The organism is Pseudomonas sp. 50_B (genome assembly GCF_017491625.1).
In the GTDB taxonomy this organism is placed as follows: domain Bacteria; phylum Pseudomonadota; class Gammaproteobacteria; order Pseudomonadales; family Pseudomonadaceae; genus Aquipseudomonas; species Aquipseudomonas danubii.
In genome coordinates, this window is record NZ_JAFGYX010000012.1 from 43,533 (window position 1) to 56,778 (window position 13,246).

The window sequence follows — 13,246 nt, forward strand, 5'->3', positions numbered from 1 at the left end:
GCTGCCTTGATCAGAGGCTGGCGCGGGGCACACTGAAGCGGAACTCGCTGCCCTTGCCCGGTTCGCTGTGGGCCTCGATCTTGCCGCCGTGGGCCTGGATGATGCCCTGGGTGATGTACAACCCCAGGCCGGTGCCGTTGGGGTTGCCTTCCTTCAGGGTCCAGTAGCGGTCGAAGATGAACGGCAACTGGTCGGCGGGAATGCCTTCCCCGGTGTCGCGGACGCTGAAGACGATCTGCTCGCCGTCGGACATCGCCACCACCCCGACCTTGCCTTGCTTGGGGGTGAACTTGATGGCGTTGCCCACCAGGTTCGACAACACCTGGAACAACCGCTCGGGATCGGCATGGATGGTCAGCTCGGGCTCGGCGTGGAAGCTGATGTCGATGGCCTTGTCCAGGGCCAGGGGGGCCAGCAGCGAATAGGCCTCTTCAAAGATCTGGCTCACCTCCAGCGGCTGTGGCGCGATGCTGTAGCGCCCGGCTTCGATCTTCGAGGTGTCCAGCAAGTCCTCCAGCAGGTTGTTCATGCGGCTGGCGGCCTGTTGCATGGTGTCGATGGCCGAGGAAATGCGTCGTGACGTATGCGGGCCGTCAGAGCTGAAGGCCTTTTGCATCATGCCGCAGAGCATGGAAATCACCGTCATCGGGTTGCGCAGGTCGTGGGACACCACCGCCACCAGCTCGTCCCGGGCGCGCACGGCCTGTTGTTCACGCAGGACCTGGCGCGCCAGGTCGTGTTCCAGGGCCGAGCGCCGCAGATCGTTGGCGGCGAAGCGGTCGCCGTGGCTCCACTTGCTGGAGATCCCGGCCATTTCCACCTTCCAGATCTCGAACGAGGTGCGCGGTCGCAGGCGCAGGCCAGCGTCGGAGTTTTCCAGGTCCAGGGGCTTTTGCGGGTTGCCGCTCCAGTGGATGTTTTCCTTCACCTCCGGGCGGAACCACAGCACGCCGTTATCCACAGGTTTGGGCAGACTCATGGCCAGGACACCGCTGGCGACCTGTTGATAACTCGCCGCCGGCGGGTACACGCTGGCCAGGTGATGGCTGGCAAACACCGCTTCCCCCGTGCCTTGCAGCCAGCGATGCAGCGCGCGGATTTCGTCCTGTGGCGGGCACTGGCCGAAGCAGTGCAACTGTTTGTCCTCGATGATCGCCACACCGCCGGCTTGCGTCAGGTCCAGCAGCACCTGCGGCGCCTGGGTCAAGCCGTCGAAGACGCTGCCGCTGGCGTCGCGCATGGCCTGGTCGAGGCTGGCCAGGGCGGCGACTTTCTCTTCCCGCTGCCGGCTCAGGTCCAGGGCTTGCATGGCGCTGATCTGCAACGACAGCACCTGGCCAATGGTCTGGCAGGCTATGCGCAGTTCGTGGGGCACCAGCAGCGGCTGGCGGTTGCCGCAGCTGATCAGGCCCCAGAGCTGATCGTCCTTGAGCAGGGAAATGCTCATGGACGACAGCACGCCCATGTTCTTCATGTACTGGCAGTGAATTGGCGACACGCTGCGCAGGGTGGCGAAACTCAGGTCCAGGGGCTGCTGGGTGTCCGGGCGCAGGGTCGGCAGCAGCGGCACCGGCTGGTAGTCGGCATTGGGAATGATCCGCAGCCAGTTGCTGCGGTACAGCTCGCGGGCCTGTTGGGGAATGTCCGAGGCGGGGAAGAACAGGCCGTTGAACACCTCCATGTCGGGGCGGGTGGCTTCGGCGATCACTTGGCCGTGGCCTTCCTCCTCGAAGCGGTAGATCAGCACCCGGTCGTAGCCGGTCATGGCCTGGATCTCGCTGACGCTGATGGCGTACAGCTCGTGCAGGGTCCTGGCCGCTTGCAGGCGCCGCAGCAGGCGCCCGAGATTCTCGGTCTGTTGCTTGAGGTGCTGGTGCTGTGGGTGATCGGGCTGGATTTCCAGCTCCAGCATCAGCACCCCTTGATGGCGATGCAGCAGGGCTTCGAAAGGTGTTCCGTTGAGTGACAGGTGCAGCGGCGGAGCATCGAACAGCTGATCCTGTTGCAGCACTTCACGGATGCGTTGAGCGTCTGTTTCTCCCAGCAACTGCTCCAGGGGGTGACCCAGCAGCGAATCGGCGGGCTGGCCCAGTAGGGTCTCGACGTTGGCGCTGATCTGCTGGATGCGCAGTTGCGGTTCGCACAGGGTCAGCAACACACCGTGGGGCTGGATCGCTCCCGGAGAGTGGATGGGTTCGTTGGCGCAATTGGCCAGCAACTGTTCGAAGGTTTGGGATTCTTGGGGGGTCATAGCAGCACCTCGCGGCGGTCGAGCCAGCGTTCGAAACAGGCAAATGTGGATTGCGCGGCGCTGACCAAGTGTCGGCGTGTGCTCGCGTCTTCGGGCATGCGCCCCAGGTAGTCGAGAAAGTCCTTCCAGCGCCGCCCGGTGGCAGTGCCATAGACGTCGAGAAAGGCGCCGCCGTTGTCGGCATCCAGATCCAGGCGCCGGGCCATTTCCCGGCGCAGAATCTGTCCGCCCAGGGTCGCGCCTTCCAGTACGTAGAGCACGCCCAGGCAGGCCCCGGCGCTGGCCAGAGGCGGCAGTTGCTCACAGCGGGGCAGGGCCTCGATGCTGGCGACATCCAAGCCCAGGGCACGCAGATCCCCGAACAGGGTCGGGGTCTTCAGGCGTTGGCTCAGGTCATAGCCCGCAGGGATCAGGCCGCTGTTCTGCAGGGTCGCTTCCAAGGGGTGATAGAAGCCGTAATAGGCCTGGATCAGGCGTCGATACCAGGGCGCATCAAGCCGCTCACAGAAGAACGGCAGGCGTTTCTCCAGGACAACGTGCAAGGTCGCGGTGCCGGTGCGCAGGTCTTGAAGCAGGGTGGGCGTGGTGCTGGCTTGGTGCGGTGTCGGCATGCAGGGATCAGGGGTCGCAACAGGTAGTGGACGCGCCATGGGCGTCATCAAAAGCCGGGGCCAGGCTGGCATCCCCGCGATAGAGCCATCGCACAGAAAAAATCGGAGCGTCACTTTACCCGTGCTTTTTCCCTCGACGTAGGGGTTTTGTCACACCGTCGGTCGGTCAGCAGCGTTGATTGAGTGGCGTGTCAAAGCGTCTGACCTCGCCGGTGCGGTGGAAATTCCCTTTTCCACCTTGCAGATTCGGGCCGGGGTCAGATCCAGACGTCGTTCTGTGCCGTACGTTCGCCGCCTTGATCGCCGGTGTTGAGCACGCCCTTGGGCTCGATCAACAGCAGTTTGACCTCCTGCTCGGCCCAGGGCTTGTGTTCGACGCCCTTGGGCACCACGAACATCTCGCCGCTGCCGATGGACACCTGGCCGTCACGAAAGTCGATGTGCAGCAGGCCGTCGAGCACGATGAAGGTTTCGTCGGTGTCGGCGTGGCTGTGCCAGACGAACTCCCCTTGCAGCTTGGAGATCTTGAACTGGTAGTCATTCATCTCGGCGATCACCTTGGGGGTCCAGTGTTCGCTGAACAGGCCGAGTTTGTTGGCGAAGTTGATGCTTTGGTAGGCGTCTTGCGGGGCAGGGTTTTGCATGTTGCGGTCCACCTCAGTGATGAATGAGCACTGAGGGTAAACAGCTAGGGGCGCCGGCTTCTTGAACGATCGTGTGTGGCTCAGCGGCCGAGCATCTTCAGCCAGCGAGCGGGAGGCAGGCCGTAGGTCTGGCGAAACTGTCGGGTCATGTGGCTCTGGTCGGAGAAACCCGCCATCAGCGCCGCATTGGCCAGGGACTGGCCCTGCACCAGCAGGGCGCGGACCAGGTCCAGGCGGCGCATGCTCAGGTAGCGATAGGGGCTGGTGCCGAACAGCAGGCGAAAGTCCCGGGACAGGCTCCAGCGGTCGCGTTCGCTATGGGCTGCCAACTCGTCCAGGGTGAGGGTCCGGTCCAGGGCGCTGTGGATGTACTCTCGGGCGCGTTCTGCCGCTACGTAGTCGAAGCGCTGGCGGGACCGCGGGACTCCGGACACGCTGTTCAAGGCGTGGGCCAGGTCGAACAGCGCGTCCTCCTGTTCCAGCGGATCGAGGGGGCCGTCGACGCTGCGCAGCAGGGTCTCGGTGGCGGCGAACAGCCGCGGGTCATTGGACAGGCCGCCGGCAATGAAGGGCAGTGGCTGGCCGCCGAGGATCTGCTGGATCAGCGCCGGCTCGACATACAGCATGCGGTAGTGAAAACCGTCGTGGGTGCCGGCCTCGCCGTCGTGGGGCTCGTCGGGGTGCAGGACCATGGTGGCCCCAGGCAGGCTGTGGCGCCAGCCGCCGCGGTACTGGAAACTCTGCACCCCGCGCAGGGTGCGGCCGATGGCGTAGGTGTCGTGGCGGTGCATGTCATAGCCATGGCCGGCGAAATACGCCTCGATGCGCTCCAGGCCCCGGGCGGGCGGCGCGCGGTGAACCCAGTCGGTGACAGCGGTGGGTTTGGCCATGGAACGGTCCTGATGGATGAAGCCGAGGGCGGTACGTTAACTCAGGGGCGCGCTGGCTGTCTTGCCCCTCGGCTCACGCCGTGGCAGTTCTACCGGAAGAAGGGGGGCCTTGCAGGATGGATCAGGCGCAGCGCGGCGGCCGACGGCTTGAGCAGGATTGCGAGGCCAATCGGCGGTTGCCTGGGCAGGCGCGAGTGGAGTAGCGTCGTTCACCCGGATCCCCTTCATGGCCACCTGCGCTCATGCACGTCTCATACCTGGTTTACCTCGCCCCGCTGTTGTCGCTGGCCCTGCTCTGGAGCGTGGCGGTGATCACCCCAGGACCGAACTTTTTCACCACAGCACAACTGGCGGCGAGCTGCTCGCGGCGCCATGGCCTGTTTGCCTCCCTGGGGGTGGCCAGTGGCACCGTGCTCTGGGGGCTGGCGGGAGGCTTGGGCATCAAGTCGCTGTTCAGCGCGGCGCCGGCGCTGTTCGTGTTGTTCAAGGTCGCCGGTGGCTGTTACCTGATCTACCTGGGACTCAAGCAGTTCAAGCGCAAACCGGCCCTGGATAATCCAACCGCCAATGGCGCGGTCCATGCTGAGCGCAGCCTGTTCTCGGCCTACCGGCTGGGCTTTCTCGGCAACATGACCAACCCCAAGTCGGCGCTGTTCGTGGCCACCATCTTTGCCACGTCGATGCCGGCCTCCCCGCCACCTCTGCTGCTGGGACTGGCGGTGCTGACCATGGCCGGCCTGTCGCTGTCCTGGTACTGCTGCGTGGCGCTGTTTTTCGCCAGCAGCCGGGTGGCCGGGTTCTACGCCCGGGCCCGTCGCTGGCTGGACCGTCTGGCTGGTGGTTGCTATGTGCTGTTTGGCGGGCATCTGCTGGCCAACCGTTGAGCGGCCGGCGCCTTGCGCTGGCCAGGATACGCCCCCCAACAAGGACGACCCGTCCCCGTATCAGGAGACTGAACATGGCTGTTGTTTTTCGCCCGGTAGCAGAGGCGGACATTGCGCGGATCTGCAGTTTCGTGGGCAATCCCCAGGAGTTGTATTTCTTCTTTCCTGCCGCCACCTGGCCGCTGACCCACGACCAGTTGCGTGACTCCATCGCCCAGCGCAGCGACTCGACGGTGATCGAGTTGGATGGGCAGGTGGTGGGCTTTGCCAACTTCTATCGCTGGGCCAGTGGCGGCACCTGCACCATCGGCAATGTCATCGTCGACCCAGAGGTGCGCGGCGCGGGCCTGGGAGCGCAACTGATCGGGCAGATGATCCATATCGCTCGCAGCAAGCACCAGGCCAGCGAGGTGACGCTGTCCTGCTTCAACAGCAATGTGGCGGGCTTGCTGTTCTATCCGAAGCTGGGTTTTGTGCCGTTCGCCATCGAAGAGCGCAAGAACAAGGAGCAGGAGCGGGTGGCGTTGATCCATTTGCGCTACAGCCCCAGCTGAAACCAAGAGAACCGTCAGCGATCATTTTTTTAACGGAAACCATTCATGAGCAAATTGCGGGTCGGAATTATTTTTGGTGGCCGTTCGGCCGAACACGAAGTGTCGTTGCAGTCGGCGCGCAATATCGTCGATGCCCTGGATCGCACGCGCTTTGAGCCGGTGCTGATCGGCATCGACAAGCAGGGGCACTGGCACCTCAACGACACCTCGAACTTTCTGATCAACCAGGAAAACCCGGCGCTGATTGCCCTCAACCAGTCCAACCGCGAACTGGCGGTGGTGCCGGGCAAGGCCAGCCAGCAATTGGTGGAAACCAGCAGCCAGGAGCTGTTGGGGCATGTGGATGTGATCTTCCCGATCGTCCACGGCACCCTGGGTGAGGACGGTTGCCTGCAGGGTCTGCTGCGCATGGCCGACCTGCCTTTTGTCGGCTCCGATGTGCTGGGTTCGGCGGTGTGCATGGACAAGGACATCAGCAAGCGCCTGCTGCGCGATGCCGGGCTGGCGGTGACGCCGTTTATCACCCTGACCCGTGCCACTCGTGGTCGCTACGGCTTTGCTCAGGCCCGGGACCAGCTCGGCCTGCCGCTGTTCGTCAAGCCGGCGAACCAAGGCTCCTCGGTGGGGGTGAGCAAGGTCGAAAGCGAAGCCGATTATATGGCTGCTGTGGAGCTGGCCCTGGGGTTCGATCACAAGGTGCTGGTGGAGTCCGCGGTGCGCGGGCGGGAAATCGAATGCGCGGTGCTGGGCAATGACCAACCGATCGCCAGTGGCTGCGGCGAGATCGTGGTCGGCAACGGTTTCTATTCCTACGACAGCAAGTACATCGACGCAGACGCGGCCCAGGTGCTGGTGCCGGCGGACATCAGCGTCGAGCACAGCGAACGCATCCGCGCCCTGGCCATCGAGGCGTTCCAGGTACTGGGCTGCTCCGGGCTGGCCCGGGTCGATGTGTTTCTCACCGACGACGGTGAAGTGCTGATCAACGAAATCAACTCGCTGCCCGGGTTCACCCGCATCAGCATGTACCCCAAGCTATGGCAGGCCGCCGGCATGCGTTACAGCGAGCTGGTGAGCCGCCTGATCGAGCTGGCGCTGGAGCGCCATGCCGAGCGGCAAGGTCTGAAAATCAACCGCTGAAGCGGATCATCGTGTTTAAGGACGTGACGAATGAGTTCGGCAACAGAAGCTTCGGTCTACCTTTTTTCCTACGGCACCCTGCAAGACAAGGCGGTGCAGCTGGCCAACTTCGGCCGTGAGTTGAGTGGCAGCACCGATGCCATGCTCGGCTATGAACAGAGCTGGGTGGAAATCACCGATCCCGAGGTATTGGCCGCCAGTGGCAAGACCCATCACCCGATCCTGCGCCCGGGGGCGGCGGACAGCACGCCGATTGCCGGCACGGTGTTTCAGATTACCCCCGAGGAACTGGCAGCGGCAGACCGCTATGAAGTCGCCGACTACAAGCGGGTCAGCGTGACCCTGGCCTCGGGGATCCAGGCCTGGGTCTACGTCAGCGCCTGAGTTCCTGACTCACTCCGGCGGCAGCATCACCCCGAGACAGGCCAACACCAGCACCACGGCCCCGAGCGCGCAGAGCACATAGTTGAGCGGGGTGAAACGGGCGTTGCTGCGGCCTTCGGGGTCGCCGGCGGCGGCATTCAGGCCGCGCTGGCCCAGCCAGGTGACCCACGCCAGCACCGGTAGCAGCGCCAGGCTGGCGATGTCGGTTACCGGGTAGCCGATGTTCTTGCGTGACAGCGCATCCACCACGTTGTTGACGATCAGCCCCACCACAAACAGGGTCGCCAGTTCACCGGGGCGCCAGTCGTGGCTGCGGCCGTCGCGCTTGAGCTGTGCATCGGCTTCGCGGTACAGCGCATGGGTAAAGAAAATCGCGAAGAACGCCCGGGCCACCGGCCACAACTCCTGGCCGCTGGCGTGCCTGAACTGATGCCAGTTCTTATAGGCCCAGTACAGCTGGTAGATACCGAAGGTGAGGATGTACAGGGTCAGGAACTTGACCTTGGACACCACATAGAAGGGTTGTGGCGCCGTGTGCGCCGAAGGGGCGACCAGATCCGCCTGGGGCGGGGCATAGAGATTGTCAGACACGGGCACTCCTTGGGTTGGGTCTGTGGCGGGAGGCAACGTTAGCTCAGGTAGCTGGCCAAGCACCAGTACGGTCTCGATGGCCGACGAGGGCCGGGTTCAGGCCAGGGGGGGATCTGCGGGCCGAACGTAGTGAATATTCCATTCACTTTCGCCTACCTGAACAAAACCCAGGCGTCGATAAAAACGATTTGAGTCACTGCCGCGCAACGCATCCAGGTGGATGGGCAATTGTTCTCTGGTGGAACGCTGTAAAAGCGGCTCCAGGGCCTGGGCACCGATACCCCGCCCCTGGAATTGCGGCATGACGTACAGGTGCTGCAGTCGCAGATGATCCTCGTGTGATTCGCTCTGGATAAAGCCCACGGGCTGTCCGTCACTGAGGATGAAGTGGCAGCGCTCGGCCGCGAAGCTTGCGGCAAAACGCTCCCGGGCCCGCTGTGGGTCGAAGCGACCCAGGCGCTCAAGGCTGTCGCGCATGGCCGCGATGCGCATCTGGACCAGGGTTTCCAGGTCGGTCAGAGAGGTCGGGAGTAGCGCAAAGCCGAGGCTCATGTCCGGCCGATCCAGGAGTACTGGAAGGCCTTGGCTTCACCCCGATGCACGCGTCGGCGATAGCTGGCCAGGGTCGGGGTCGAGCAGTAGGTGCACAGCTCGCTGATTTCGATCTGCTCGTCCTCGATGCCGGCGGCCTGCAGCAGGTACACGGCATAGCGGCTCAGGTCGAACCACAGGGAGTCGGCCTGGGTCGGCTGTGGCGGGGGAATTTGCGGGGGCAGCCGCGGGGGCGGCTGCTGGCGACTCCAGGGCGCTTGCGCAGCGGGCCACAGCGGATCCTGAGTGGCGGACAGGGTGTCGATGAAGTCGGCACTGACTTCATAGCAGCAGGGTTTGATCGACGGGCCGATGGCCACTCGCAATTGCCGTGGGGCGATGCCCTTGTTGGCGAAGTGTTGCAGCACATTGGCGATGATCCCGCCGTGCAGGCCTTTCCAGCCGCCATGCACCGCTGCTACCCAGGCGCCGTCGTGGCTGCTGATCAACATCGGCAGGCAATCGGCGGTGACCACCGCGATGGGCCGGCTGGAATGGGTGAGGACCGCATCGCCGCGAATGATCCCGCTGGGCAGGGTGGTGCTGGCGTGCACCACCTCGCCACTGTGGACCTGCGAGCAGAAGAACAGGTTGGCCGGCAGGGCAGCGCCCAGGGTCGAAAACTCATGACGGATGCCGGGTATCTGGTTCAACACAGCTGCCTGGAAACTCATCGGGCCTTCGCTCGGTAACCTGGGAATGGCTGCAGAGCATAGCGGTATCCGAGGCACTTTTGCTGACAGACCGCGCTGCAAAGGCAGCGCCAGACCAGCGGTTGCCTGTGGGGCGGTCCGCCTTGCGGATGTTTCAGGCCTTGAGCGGGATGTACAGCTCCACCACGCTGTCCGGGTGCATGGGCCCCAGGAAACGCTCGCCGGTGTATTCGAATTCCACCGCTTCGATCGGCATCAGCCCGGCCGCGGGCAGCCATTCGCTGTAGGCGGCGCGGAAGGTTTCCGGCAGGGTGGCCACGGTGCCGTGATGCTCGACCCGGGCGTAGTGGCGGGCGGGGATGTCCAGCTCGACCATGCCCGGCACCAGGGGCGCATCGGCAGCCACCGGCAAGCCGGCGACATAGCGCCAATGGCCGTCTTCCAGGGGCTGGCAGATGCCGTAGGTGCCCACCGGCTCGGCCAGGCGCTGGATTTCCTGCTCCCGGGGTTCGAAGCGTTGCCAGAGCTCAGCGATGGAGCCCGGGTCATCCTGCTGCCAGGCCATGCCGATGATCCGTTGCCGGGCCAGGAACACCTTCTGCGGCGTCTGCGGGGCAGGGATCTGGCGCTGTGGCTGGGCCAGGTAGCGTTGCAGGTGACCGAGCACCTTCTGGCTGCGGGCAATCTCGCTTTCCAGCTGCCGGGCATGCTCCTGCAACGACTGCTGCATGTGCAGCACGCTGTCCAGGCCGCCCTGGTCCGCCAGCGTGCGGATGTCTTCCAGGGACATGCCCAGTTGCCGCAGCCAGACGATGCGGCCCAGGGTCACGATCTGTTCCGGGCTGTAGTAGCGGTAGCCGTTGTCGCGGCCAGTGAGGGCCGGGGTGAACAGGCCGATGCTGTCGTAATGGCGCAGGGTCTTGGTGGTGAGGCCGTGGCAGCGGGCCATTTGTCCGATGGTGAGCATGGAGCGTCCTTGGTGGTGTTGGGTTGCCAGGCAGGTTGGGCCTTTACCCAAGGGCAAGCTCAAGCCCGGCAGTGATGCTCAGGACGACTTGTTCGGCTTGATCAGGCTTTCGGCCGGGATGCCGAACAGTTGGTGCAGTTTCCAGATCATCGGCAGGGTCAGCGCGCGCTTGCCGTTGAGCACCTCGTAGACGCGGTTGGTGCGGCCGATGGCGGGTGCCAGGTCGGCGGCGGACAAGCCGGATTGCTCCATGCGGAACTTGATCGCCTCGATCGGGTTGGGCAGGTCCAGGGGAAACTGCTTGGCTTCGTACGCCTCGATCAGGGTGATCATCACGTCGAAGTAATCGCCTTCAGGCGTCCCGGGTTGCGGTTCGTTGTCGAACAGGGGCGAGACGCTTTGCAGCGCGGCGCGGTAGTCCTGGTCGGTGTGGATAGGGCGGATGTTCATCTGGGTTACTCCATGTCTACGCTGTCGGCATCAATGGCGTCGTACTGCCGGTGGGTGCCTACGAACTTGATGTACAGCGCGCCGAAACGATAGGCCACGGCAACGACCAGTCGATACTCGTTGCCCTTGATGTTGAAGACCACCCTGCGGCTTTTGAGAATGCTTGCGTTGCGATACTGGTCCTTGATTTGCGCAGGGTTGGACCACTCGGCATTCCTTGCTTCATCGACCCAAGCCAGTAAAGGCTGCTCTGCATCCGGGTACTTCTCCCAGAAGGCCTTCAACTGACTGACTGCAATAATTCTCATGGCGCGATCCTAGTCCCGTGCTGGGACTTAAACAAGTCGCTGAGTGCGTCAGGCGACGTACGGGCAGATCGCTGGATCTGCCCGCGCAGGCGACGTCGGCTCAGGGACGATCAGGTCATGCAGAGAGCGTGGCGTGCACGTCATCCATCAGTGCCTTGCCCATCTCTGCCAGGTGATGTGCCGCCCAAGCATAGCGGTCGCAGCCCGGCTCCATGGCCGCCTCCAGGGTGAATTGCTTTGCCAGATGCAACAGCGCCGAGGCGTGCTCAAGGGCATCGCTGATCGGCACGTCGGCATTCACGCGAAACAGCGGATGCAGGTGTTCGCCGCAATGGGAAAAGCGGATTTCACCGAGGGTGGTCAGGGGCGATTGAGTGGTCATCGGGCACCTCCGGTTTTGTGTGACGGGAGGTGTGGGGGAAACAGATTGCAGAAGCAGTTCATGGTCACGACTCCTTGATTCGAAGGACCGTCACCGTCTGCCGCCAAGCAGATCAGGGTGGCGGATTGCGCAGGATTGGCGGACCGGGAATCAAGGAACCGGCGAACCCGAAGGTTCTCCCACGCAACCCGCCATAACGTAGGTATGCGGGCGCAAAAAAAGCGCCTGCATGATTGGTGGGGGCGCTGTTGCGCCTCGATTCTATCAGGCCGCCAAGCCTGATCGCTGATTTTGCAGCGACGGTCGAACCATAGGTTGGAGTAGGGTGAGTCGCAACGGCATTACTGCGACATTTTGTGAACCGCCCCTGTAGCCGCTGCCGCAGGCTGCGAACGACCGGAACGGTCGCAGCGATCTCCCTGGCGCCGAAGGCCCTTCGGTCCTTGTCGCAGCCTGCGGCAGCGGCTACAGAGGTTGTGCCAGCACCTCACGAAATACATCGGGCCTGAGCATCGCGATATGCAGCAATGAACGGGCCGCTCCGGAAGGCGAGCGCCGACCTTGCTCCCACTCTTGAAGGGTCCTTACCGACACGCCAAGCAGTTGGGCAAACTTGGGTTGTGACAACCCGGTTTTACCGCGGGCTTCGGCGGCCTTGGTGAGCGGAATGCTGTGGGTATTGCCGTGACGGCCGGCTTTGACATCGATGATCGCGTCCAGAAGCTCCTGGCCGATATTGCGCTTGGCATCACGTGCCAATAGTTCTTCTTCAGTAAGGGGCATGATTCATCTCCTTCGCGATTCTGCGCAGAACAGGCGCTGGAATGTTTTCGGTAGCGCCTTTGCCATAGATCACCAACGCAACCAGGGCTCCGCATGCGAGCTGGGTGGTATAGATGACCCGCACCGAGCCACTTTTTCCACGTCCATCAACGCTCCATCTGATTTTCCTGCAACCGCCAGAACCCGGAATGACAACGCCGGACTCCGGGTCGTTGGCAAGAAACGTCATGAACGCTCCACGCTCTTCTTCGGACCAGTAATCGGGCCAGAGTCTGGAAAACAGCGGAGATTCTATGATCGTCAGCATGCGGGAGGATTCTACGTCTTTGACGTACCTTGCGGCAATGGTGGGTGCTAGGAGATGACTCCTGAAAGATTAAGAACGTGGAGTTGCAACGCCAATGAGCGGAGTCCTGATTTCCAGTCAGCCCATTCGCTTTCTTGTGTGTGATCCATGCCTTCGATGTCACCTTTTGCATGACCTGAAACTCGGGCAACTCTGCTCAGTGCGGCTCTATGATCCAGAGCAGCTAACTCAAGCTTCCAACACCTTCGCCATCTCACTGGTCGCGGCCCAACCCAGCCCCTGATACAGCGGCTTGCCGGCCTCGGTCGCATGCAGTACGGCAAAGCCCAGCCCGCGCTGGCGGAACTCGGCCTGTGCCAGTTTCATCAGCGCCGACGCCAGGCCGCGGCGCCGGTAGGCCGGTTCGACGTAGACGTTGAGCACATAGCCGCGCTGATCCTGGGTTGGATGGGAAGGGTGGGGCGGCCAGTCGATGCTCATCAGGCCGATGCTGGCCACGCTCTGCTCGGCGTCCATCAGGGCGAAGCCGTAGTAGCGGCCGTCCTCCAGGCGTTCGCGCAACCAGGGGCGAAAGTGCTCGGTCATCACCTGCAAGGTGGAGAGGTCATTGCCCGCATCGAGAAACATCGCCTGGCGATGGCGGCAGATCAGTTCAAGGTCCTGGGGCGTTAGGCGTCGTGGGCTCAGGCCCGGAATATCAAGGTCGGCTGCAATTTTGTTCATCGTCGGTTCCTCGGTTGACAGGGAAGATGCTAGGGCAGATCCCCAGGCCGGGTCAGACACAGACCACCGCAAAATCTTGCATACAGCGCCCGTGTTCCCCGCCCACAAAAAAGGGCCAGCCTCACGGCCAGCC

Annotated in this window: 18 protein-coding genes; 4 read left to right on the forward strand and 14 right to left on the reverse strand. The window is 63.2% G+C overall.

All coding sequences use genetic code 11. From position 1 onward, the window contains the following. Positions 1–10: 10 nt before the first annotated feature. The 4 genes from J5M73_RS17950 to J5M73_RS17965 all read right to left on the reverse strand — a co-directional run bounded on the left by J5M73_RS17950 (position 11) and on the right by J5M73_RS17965 (position 4,396). Entirely contained in the window at positions 11–2,251 is a 2,241-nt protein-coding gene (locus J5M73_RS17950) for an ATP-binding protein (protein WP_102860219.1), read from the reverse strand. Then, entirely contained in the window at positions 2,248–2,862 is a 615-nt protein-coding gene (locus J5M73_RS17955; RefSeq protein ID WP_207815939.1) for a biliverdin-producing heme oxygenase, read from the reverse strand. Before J5M73_RS17955 ends, J5M73_RS17950 begins: the two co-directional genes overlap by 4 nt. 257 nt (positions 2,863–3,119) lie before the next feature. After that, a complete protein-coding gene (locus J5M73_RS17960) occupies positions 3,120–3,506 on the reverse strand; it encodes a cupin domain-containing protein (RefSeq protein ID WP_102860221.1) in 387 nt (128 codons plus the stop codon). Positions 3,507–3,586: 80 nt separating this feature from the next. Beyond that, the gene (locus J5M73_RS17965; protein ID WP_102860222.1) at positions 3,587–4,396 is read right to left on the reverse strand and encodes an AraC family transcriptional regulator; all 810 of its coding nucleotides are present in this window, start codon (positions 4,394–4,396) and stop codon (positions 3,587–3,589) included. A gap of 242 nt (positions 4,397–4,638) precedes the next feature. Between J5M73_RS17965 and J5M73_RS17970 the strand changes: the two genes are divergently transcribed. The 4 genes from J5M73_RS17970 to J5M73_RS17985 all read left to right on the forward strand — a co-directional run bounded on the left by J5M73_RS17970 (position 4,639) and on the right by J5M73_RS17985 (position 7,358). Next, complete coding sequence (locus J5M73_RS17970; RefSeq protein WP_060841068.1) at positions 4,639–5,280, forward strand: LysE family transporter; 642 nt, start codon at positions 4,639–4,641, stop codon at positions 5,278–5,280. 74 nt (positions 5,281–5,354) lie between these two features. Further along, the gene (locus tag J5M73_RS17975; protein ID WP_108545186.1) at positions 5,355–5,834 is read left to right on the forward strand and encodes a GNAT family N-acetyltransferase; all 480 of its coding nucleotides are present in this window, start codon (positions 5,355–5,357) and stop codon (positions 5,832–5,834) included. A 45-nt stretch (positions 5,835–5,879) separates the two neighbouring features. Continuing rightward, on the forward strand, positions 5,880–6,974 hold the full coding sequence (gene ddlA, locus J5M73_RS17980) for a D-alanine--D-alanine ligase (protein WP_207815940.1): 1,095 nt from the start codon (positions 5,880–5,882) through the stop codon (positions 6,972–6,974). 30 nt (positions 6,975–7,004) lie between these two features. Further along, positions 7,005–7,358 (forward strand): gamma-glutamylcyclotransferase family protein, encoded by a 354-nt coding sequence (locus J5M73_RS17985; protein ID WP_115580924.1) that lies wholly within the window; start codon positions 7,005–7,007, stop codon positions 7,356–7,358. Between the two features lie 9 nt (positions 7,359–7,367). Here the strand turns inward: J5M73_RS17985 and J5M73_RS17990 are convergent, their stop codons facing one another. From J5M73_RS17990 to J5M73_RS18035, 10 genes are all read right to left on the reverse strand, one after another. Continuing rightward, on the reverse strand, positions 7,368–7,949 hold the full coding sequence (locus J5M73_RS17990) for a DUF4234 domain-containing protein (protein ID WP_060841064.1): 582 nt from the start codon (positions 7,947–7,949) through the stop codon (positions 7,368–7,370). Positions 7,950–8,045: 96 nt separating this feature from the next. Beyond that, positions 8,046–8,501, reverse strand: coding sequence for a GNAT family N-acetyltransferase (locus J5M73_RS17995; protein ID WP_207815941.1), 456 nt, complete (start codon positions 8,499–8,501; stop codon positions 8,046–8,048). Then, positions 8,498–9,214 (reverse strand): polyphenol oxidase family protein, encoded by a 717-nt coding sequence (locus J5M73_RS18000; protein ID WP_207815943.1) that lies wholly within the window; start codon positions 9,212–9,214, stop codon positions 8,498–8,500. The genes J5M73_RS17995 and J5M73_RS18000 overlap by 4 nt, the downstream gene beginning before the upstream one ends. 133 nt (positions 9,215–9,347) lie before the next feature. Next, positions 9,348–10,160 carry a GyrI-like domain-containing protein gene (locus J5M73_RS18005; RefSeq protein WP_207815945.1) on the reverse strand — a complete coding sequence of 271 codons (813 nt, stop codon included), beginning with the start codon at positions 10,158–10,160 and terminating at the stop codon, positions 9,348–9,350. A 78-nt stretch (positions 10,161–10,238) separates the two neighbouring features. Next, entirely contained in the window at positions 10,239–10,610 is a 372-nt protein-coding gene (locus J5M73_RS18010; protein WP_060844620.1) for a helix-turn-helix domain-containing protein, read from the reverse strand. Between the two features lie 5 nt (positions 10,611–10,615). Then, positions 10,616–10,918: a type II toxin-antitoxin system HigB family toxin gene (locus J5M73_RS18015; RefSeq protein ID WP_060841059.1), complete on the reverse strand. Its 303-nt coding sequence runs from the start codon at positions 10,916–10,918 to the stop codon at positions 10,616–10,618. A gap of 115 nt (positions 10,919–11,033) precedes the next feature. Then, the gene (locus J5M73_RS18020) at positions 11,034–11,300 is read right to left on the reverse strand and encodes a DUF3077 domain-containing protein (RefSeq protein ID WP_060841058.1); all 267 of its coding nucleotides are present in this window, start codon (positions 11,298–11,300) and stop codon (positions 11,034–11,036) included. Positions 11,301–11,765: 465 nt separating this feature from the next. After that, positions 11,766–12,083, reverse strand: a complete 318-nt coding sequence (locus tag J5M73_RS18025; protein ID WP_053153790.1) for a helix-turn-helix domain-containing protein — start codon at positions 12,081–12,083, stop codon at positions 11,766–11,768. Beyond that, on the reverse strand, positions 12,070–12,390 hold the full coding sequence (locus J5M73_RS18030) for a transcriptional regulator (RefSeq protein ID WP_172682028.1): 321 nt from the start codon (positions 12,388–12,390) through the stop codon (positions 12,070–12,072). The genes J5M73_RS18025 and J5M73_RS18030 overlap by 14 nt, the downstream gene beginning before the upstream one ends. Before the next feature lie 228 nt (positions 12,391–12,618). Next, on the reverse strand, positions 12,619–13,113 hold the full coding sequence (locus J5M73_RS18035) for a GNAT family N-acetyltransferase (protein ID WP_207815948.1): 495 nt from the start codon (positions 13,111–13,113) through the stop codon (positions 12,619–12,621). Between the last annotated feature and the right edge of the window lie 133 nt (positions 13,114–13,246).

What these genes read in the sequence shown, in the direction of transcription:
- J5M73_RS17950 (WP_102860219.1), bottom strand. Translation starts at nt 2,251, where the DNA reads ATGACCCCCCAAGAATCCCAAACCTTCGAACAGTTGCTGGCCAATTGC.
- J5M73_RS17955 (WP_207815939.1), bottom strand. Translation starts at nt 2,862, where the DNA reads ATGCCGACACCGCACCAAGCCAGCACCACGCCCACCCTGCTTCAAGAC.
- J5M73_RS17960 (WP_102860221.1), bottom strand. Translation starts at nt 3,506, where the DNA reads ATGCAAAACCCTGCCCCGCAAGACGCCTACCAAAGCATCAACTTCGCC.
- J5M73_RS17965 (WP_102860222.1), bottom strand. Translation starts at nt 4,396, where the DNA reads ATGGCCAAACCCACCGCTGTCACCGACTGGGTTCACCGCGCGCCGCCC.
- J5M73_RS17970 (WP_060841068.1), top strand. Translation starts at nt 4,639, where the DNA reads ATGCACGTCTCATACCTGGTTTACCTCGCCCCGCTGTTGTCGCTGGCC.
- J5M73_RS17975 (WP_108545186.1), top strand. Translation starts at nt 5,355, where the DNA reads ATGGCTGTTGTTTTTCGCCCGGTAGCAGAGGCGGACATTGCGCGGATC.
- ddlA (WP_207815940.1), top strand. Translation starts at nt 5,880, where the DNA reads ATGAGCAAATTGCGGGTCGGAATTATTTTTGGTGGCCGTTCGGCCGAA.
- J5M73_RS17985 (WP_115580924.1), top strand. Translation starts at nt 7,005, where the DNA reads ATGAGTTCGGCAACAGAAGCTTCGGTCTACCTTTTTTCCTACGGCACC.
- J5M73_RS17995 (WP_207815941.1), bottom strand. Translation starts at nt 8,501, where the DNA reads ATGAGCCTCGGCTTTGCGCTACTCCCGACCTCTCTGACCGACCTGGAA.
- J5M73_RS18000 (WP_207815943.1), bottom strand. Translation starts at nt 9,214, where the DNA reads ATGAGTTTCCAGGCAGCTGTGTTGAACCAGATACCCGGCATCCGTCAT.
- J5M73_RS18005 (WP_207815945.1), bottom strand. Translation starts at nt 10,160, where the DNA reads ATGCTCACCATCGGACAAATGGCCCGCTGCCACGGCCTCACCACCAAG.
- J5M73_RS18010 (WP_060844620.1), bottom strand. Translation starts at nt 10,610, where the DNA reads ATGAACATCCGCCCTATCCACACCGACCAGGACTACCGCGCCGCGCTG.
- J5M73_RS18015 (WP_060841059.1), bottom strand. Translation starts at nt 10,918, where the DNA reads ATGAGAATTATTGCAGTCAGTCAGTTGAAGGCCTTCTGGGAGAAGTAC.
- J5M73_RS18020 (WP_060841058.1), bottom strand. Translation starts at nt 11,300, where the DNA reads ATGACCACTCAATCGCCCCTGACCACCCTCGGTGAAATCCGCTTTTCC.
- J5M73_RS18025 (WP_053153790.1), bottom strand. Translation starts at nt 12,083, where the DNA reads ATGCCCCTTACTGAAGAAGAACTATTGGCACGTGATGCCAAGCGCAAT.
- J5M73_RS18030 (WP_172682028.1), bottom strand. Translation starts at nt 12,390, where the DNA reads ATGCTGACGATCATAGAATCTCCGCTGTTTTCCAGACTCTGGCCCGAT.
- J5M73_RS18035 (WP_207815948.1), bottom strand. Translation starts at nt 13,113, where the DNA reads ATGAACAAAATTGCAGCCGACCTTGATATTCCGGGCCTGAGCCCACGA.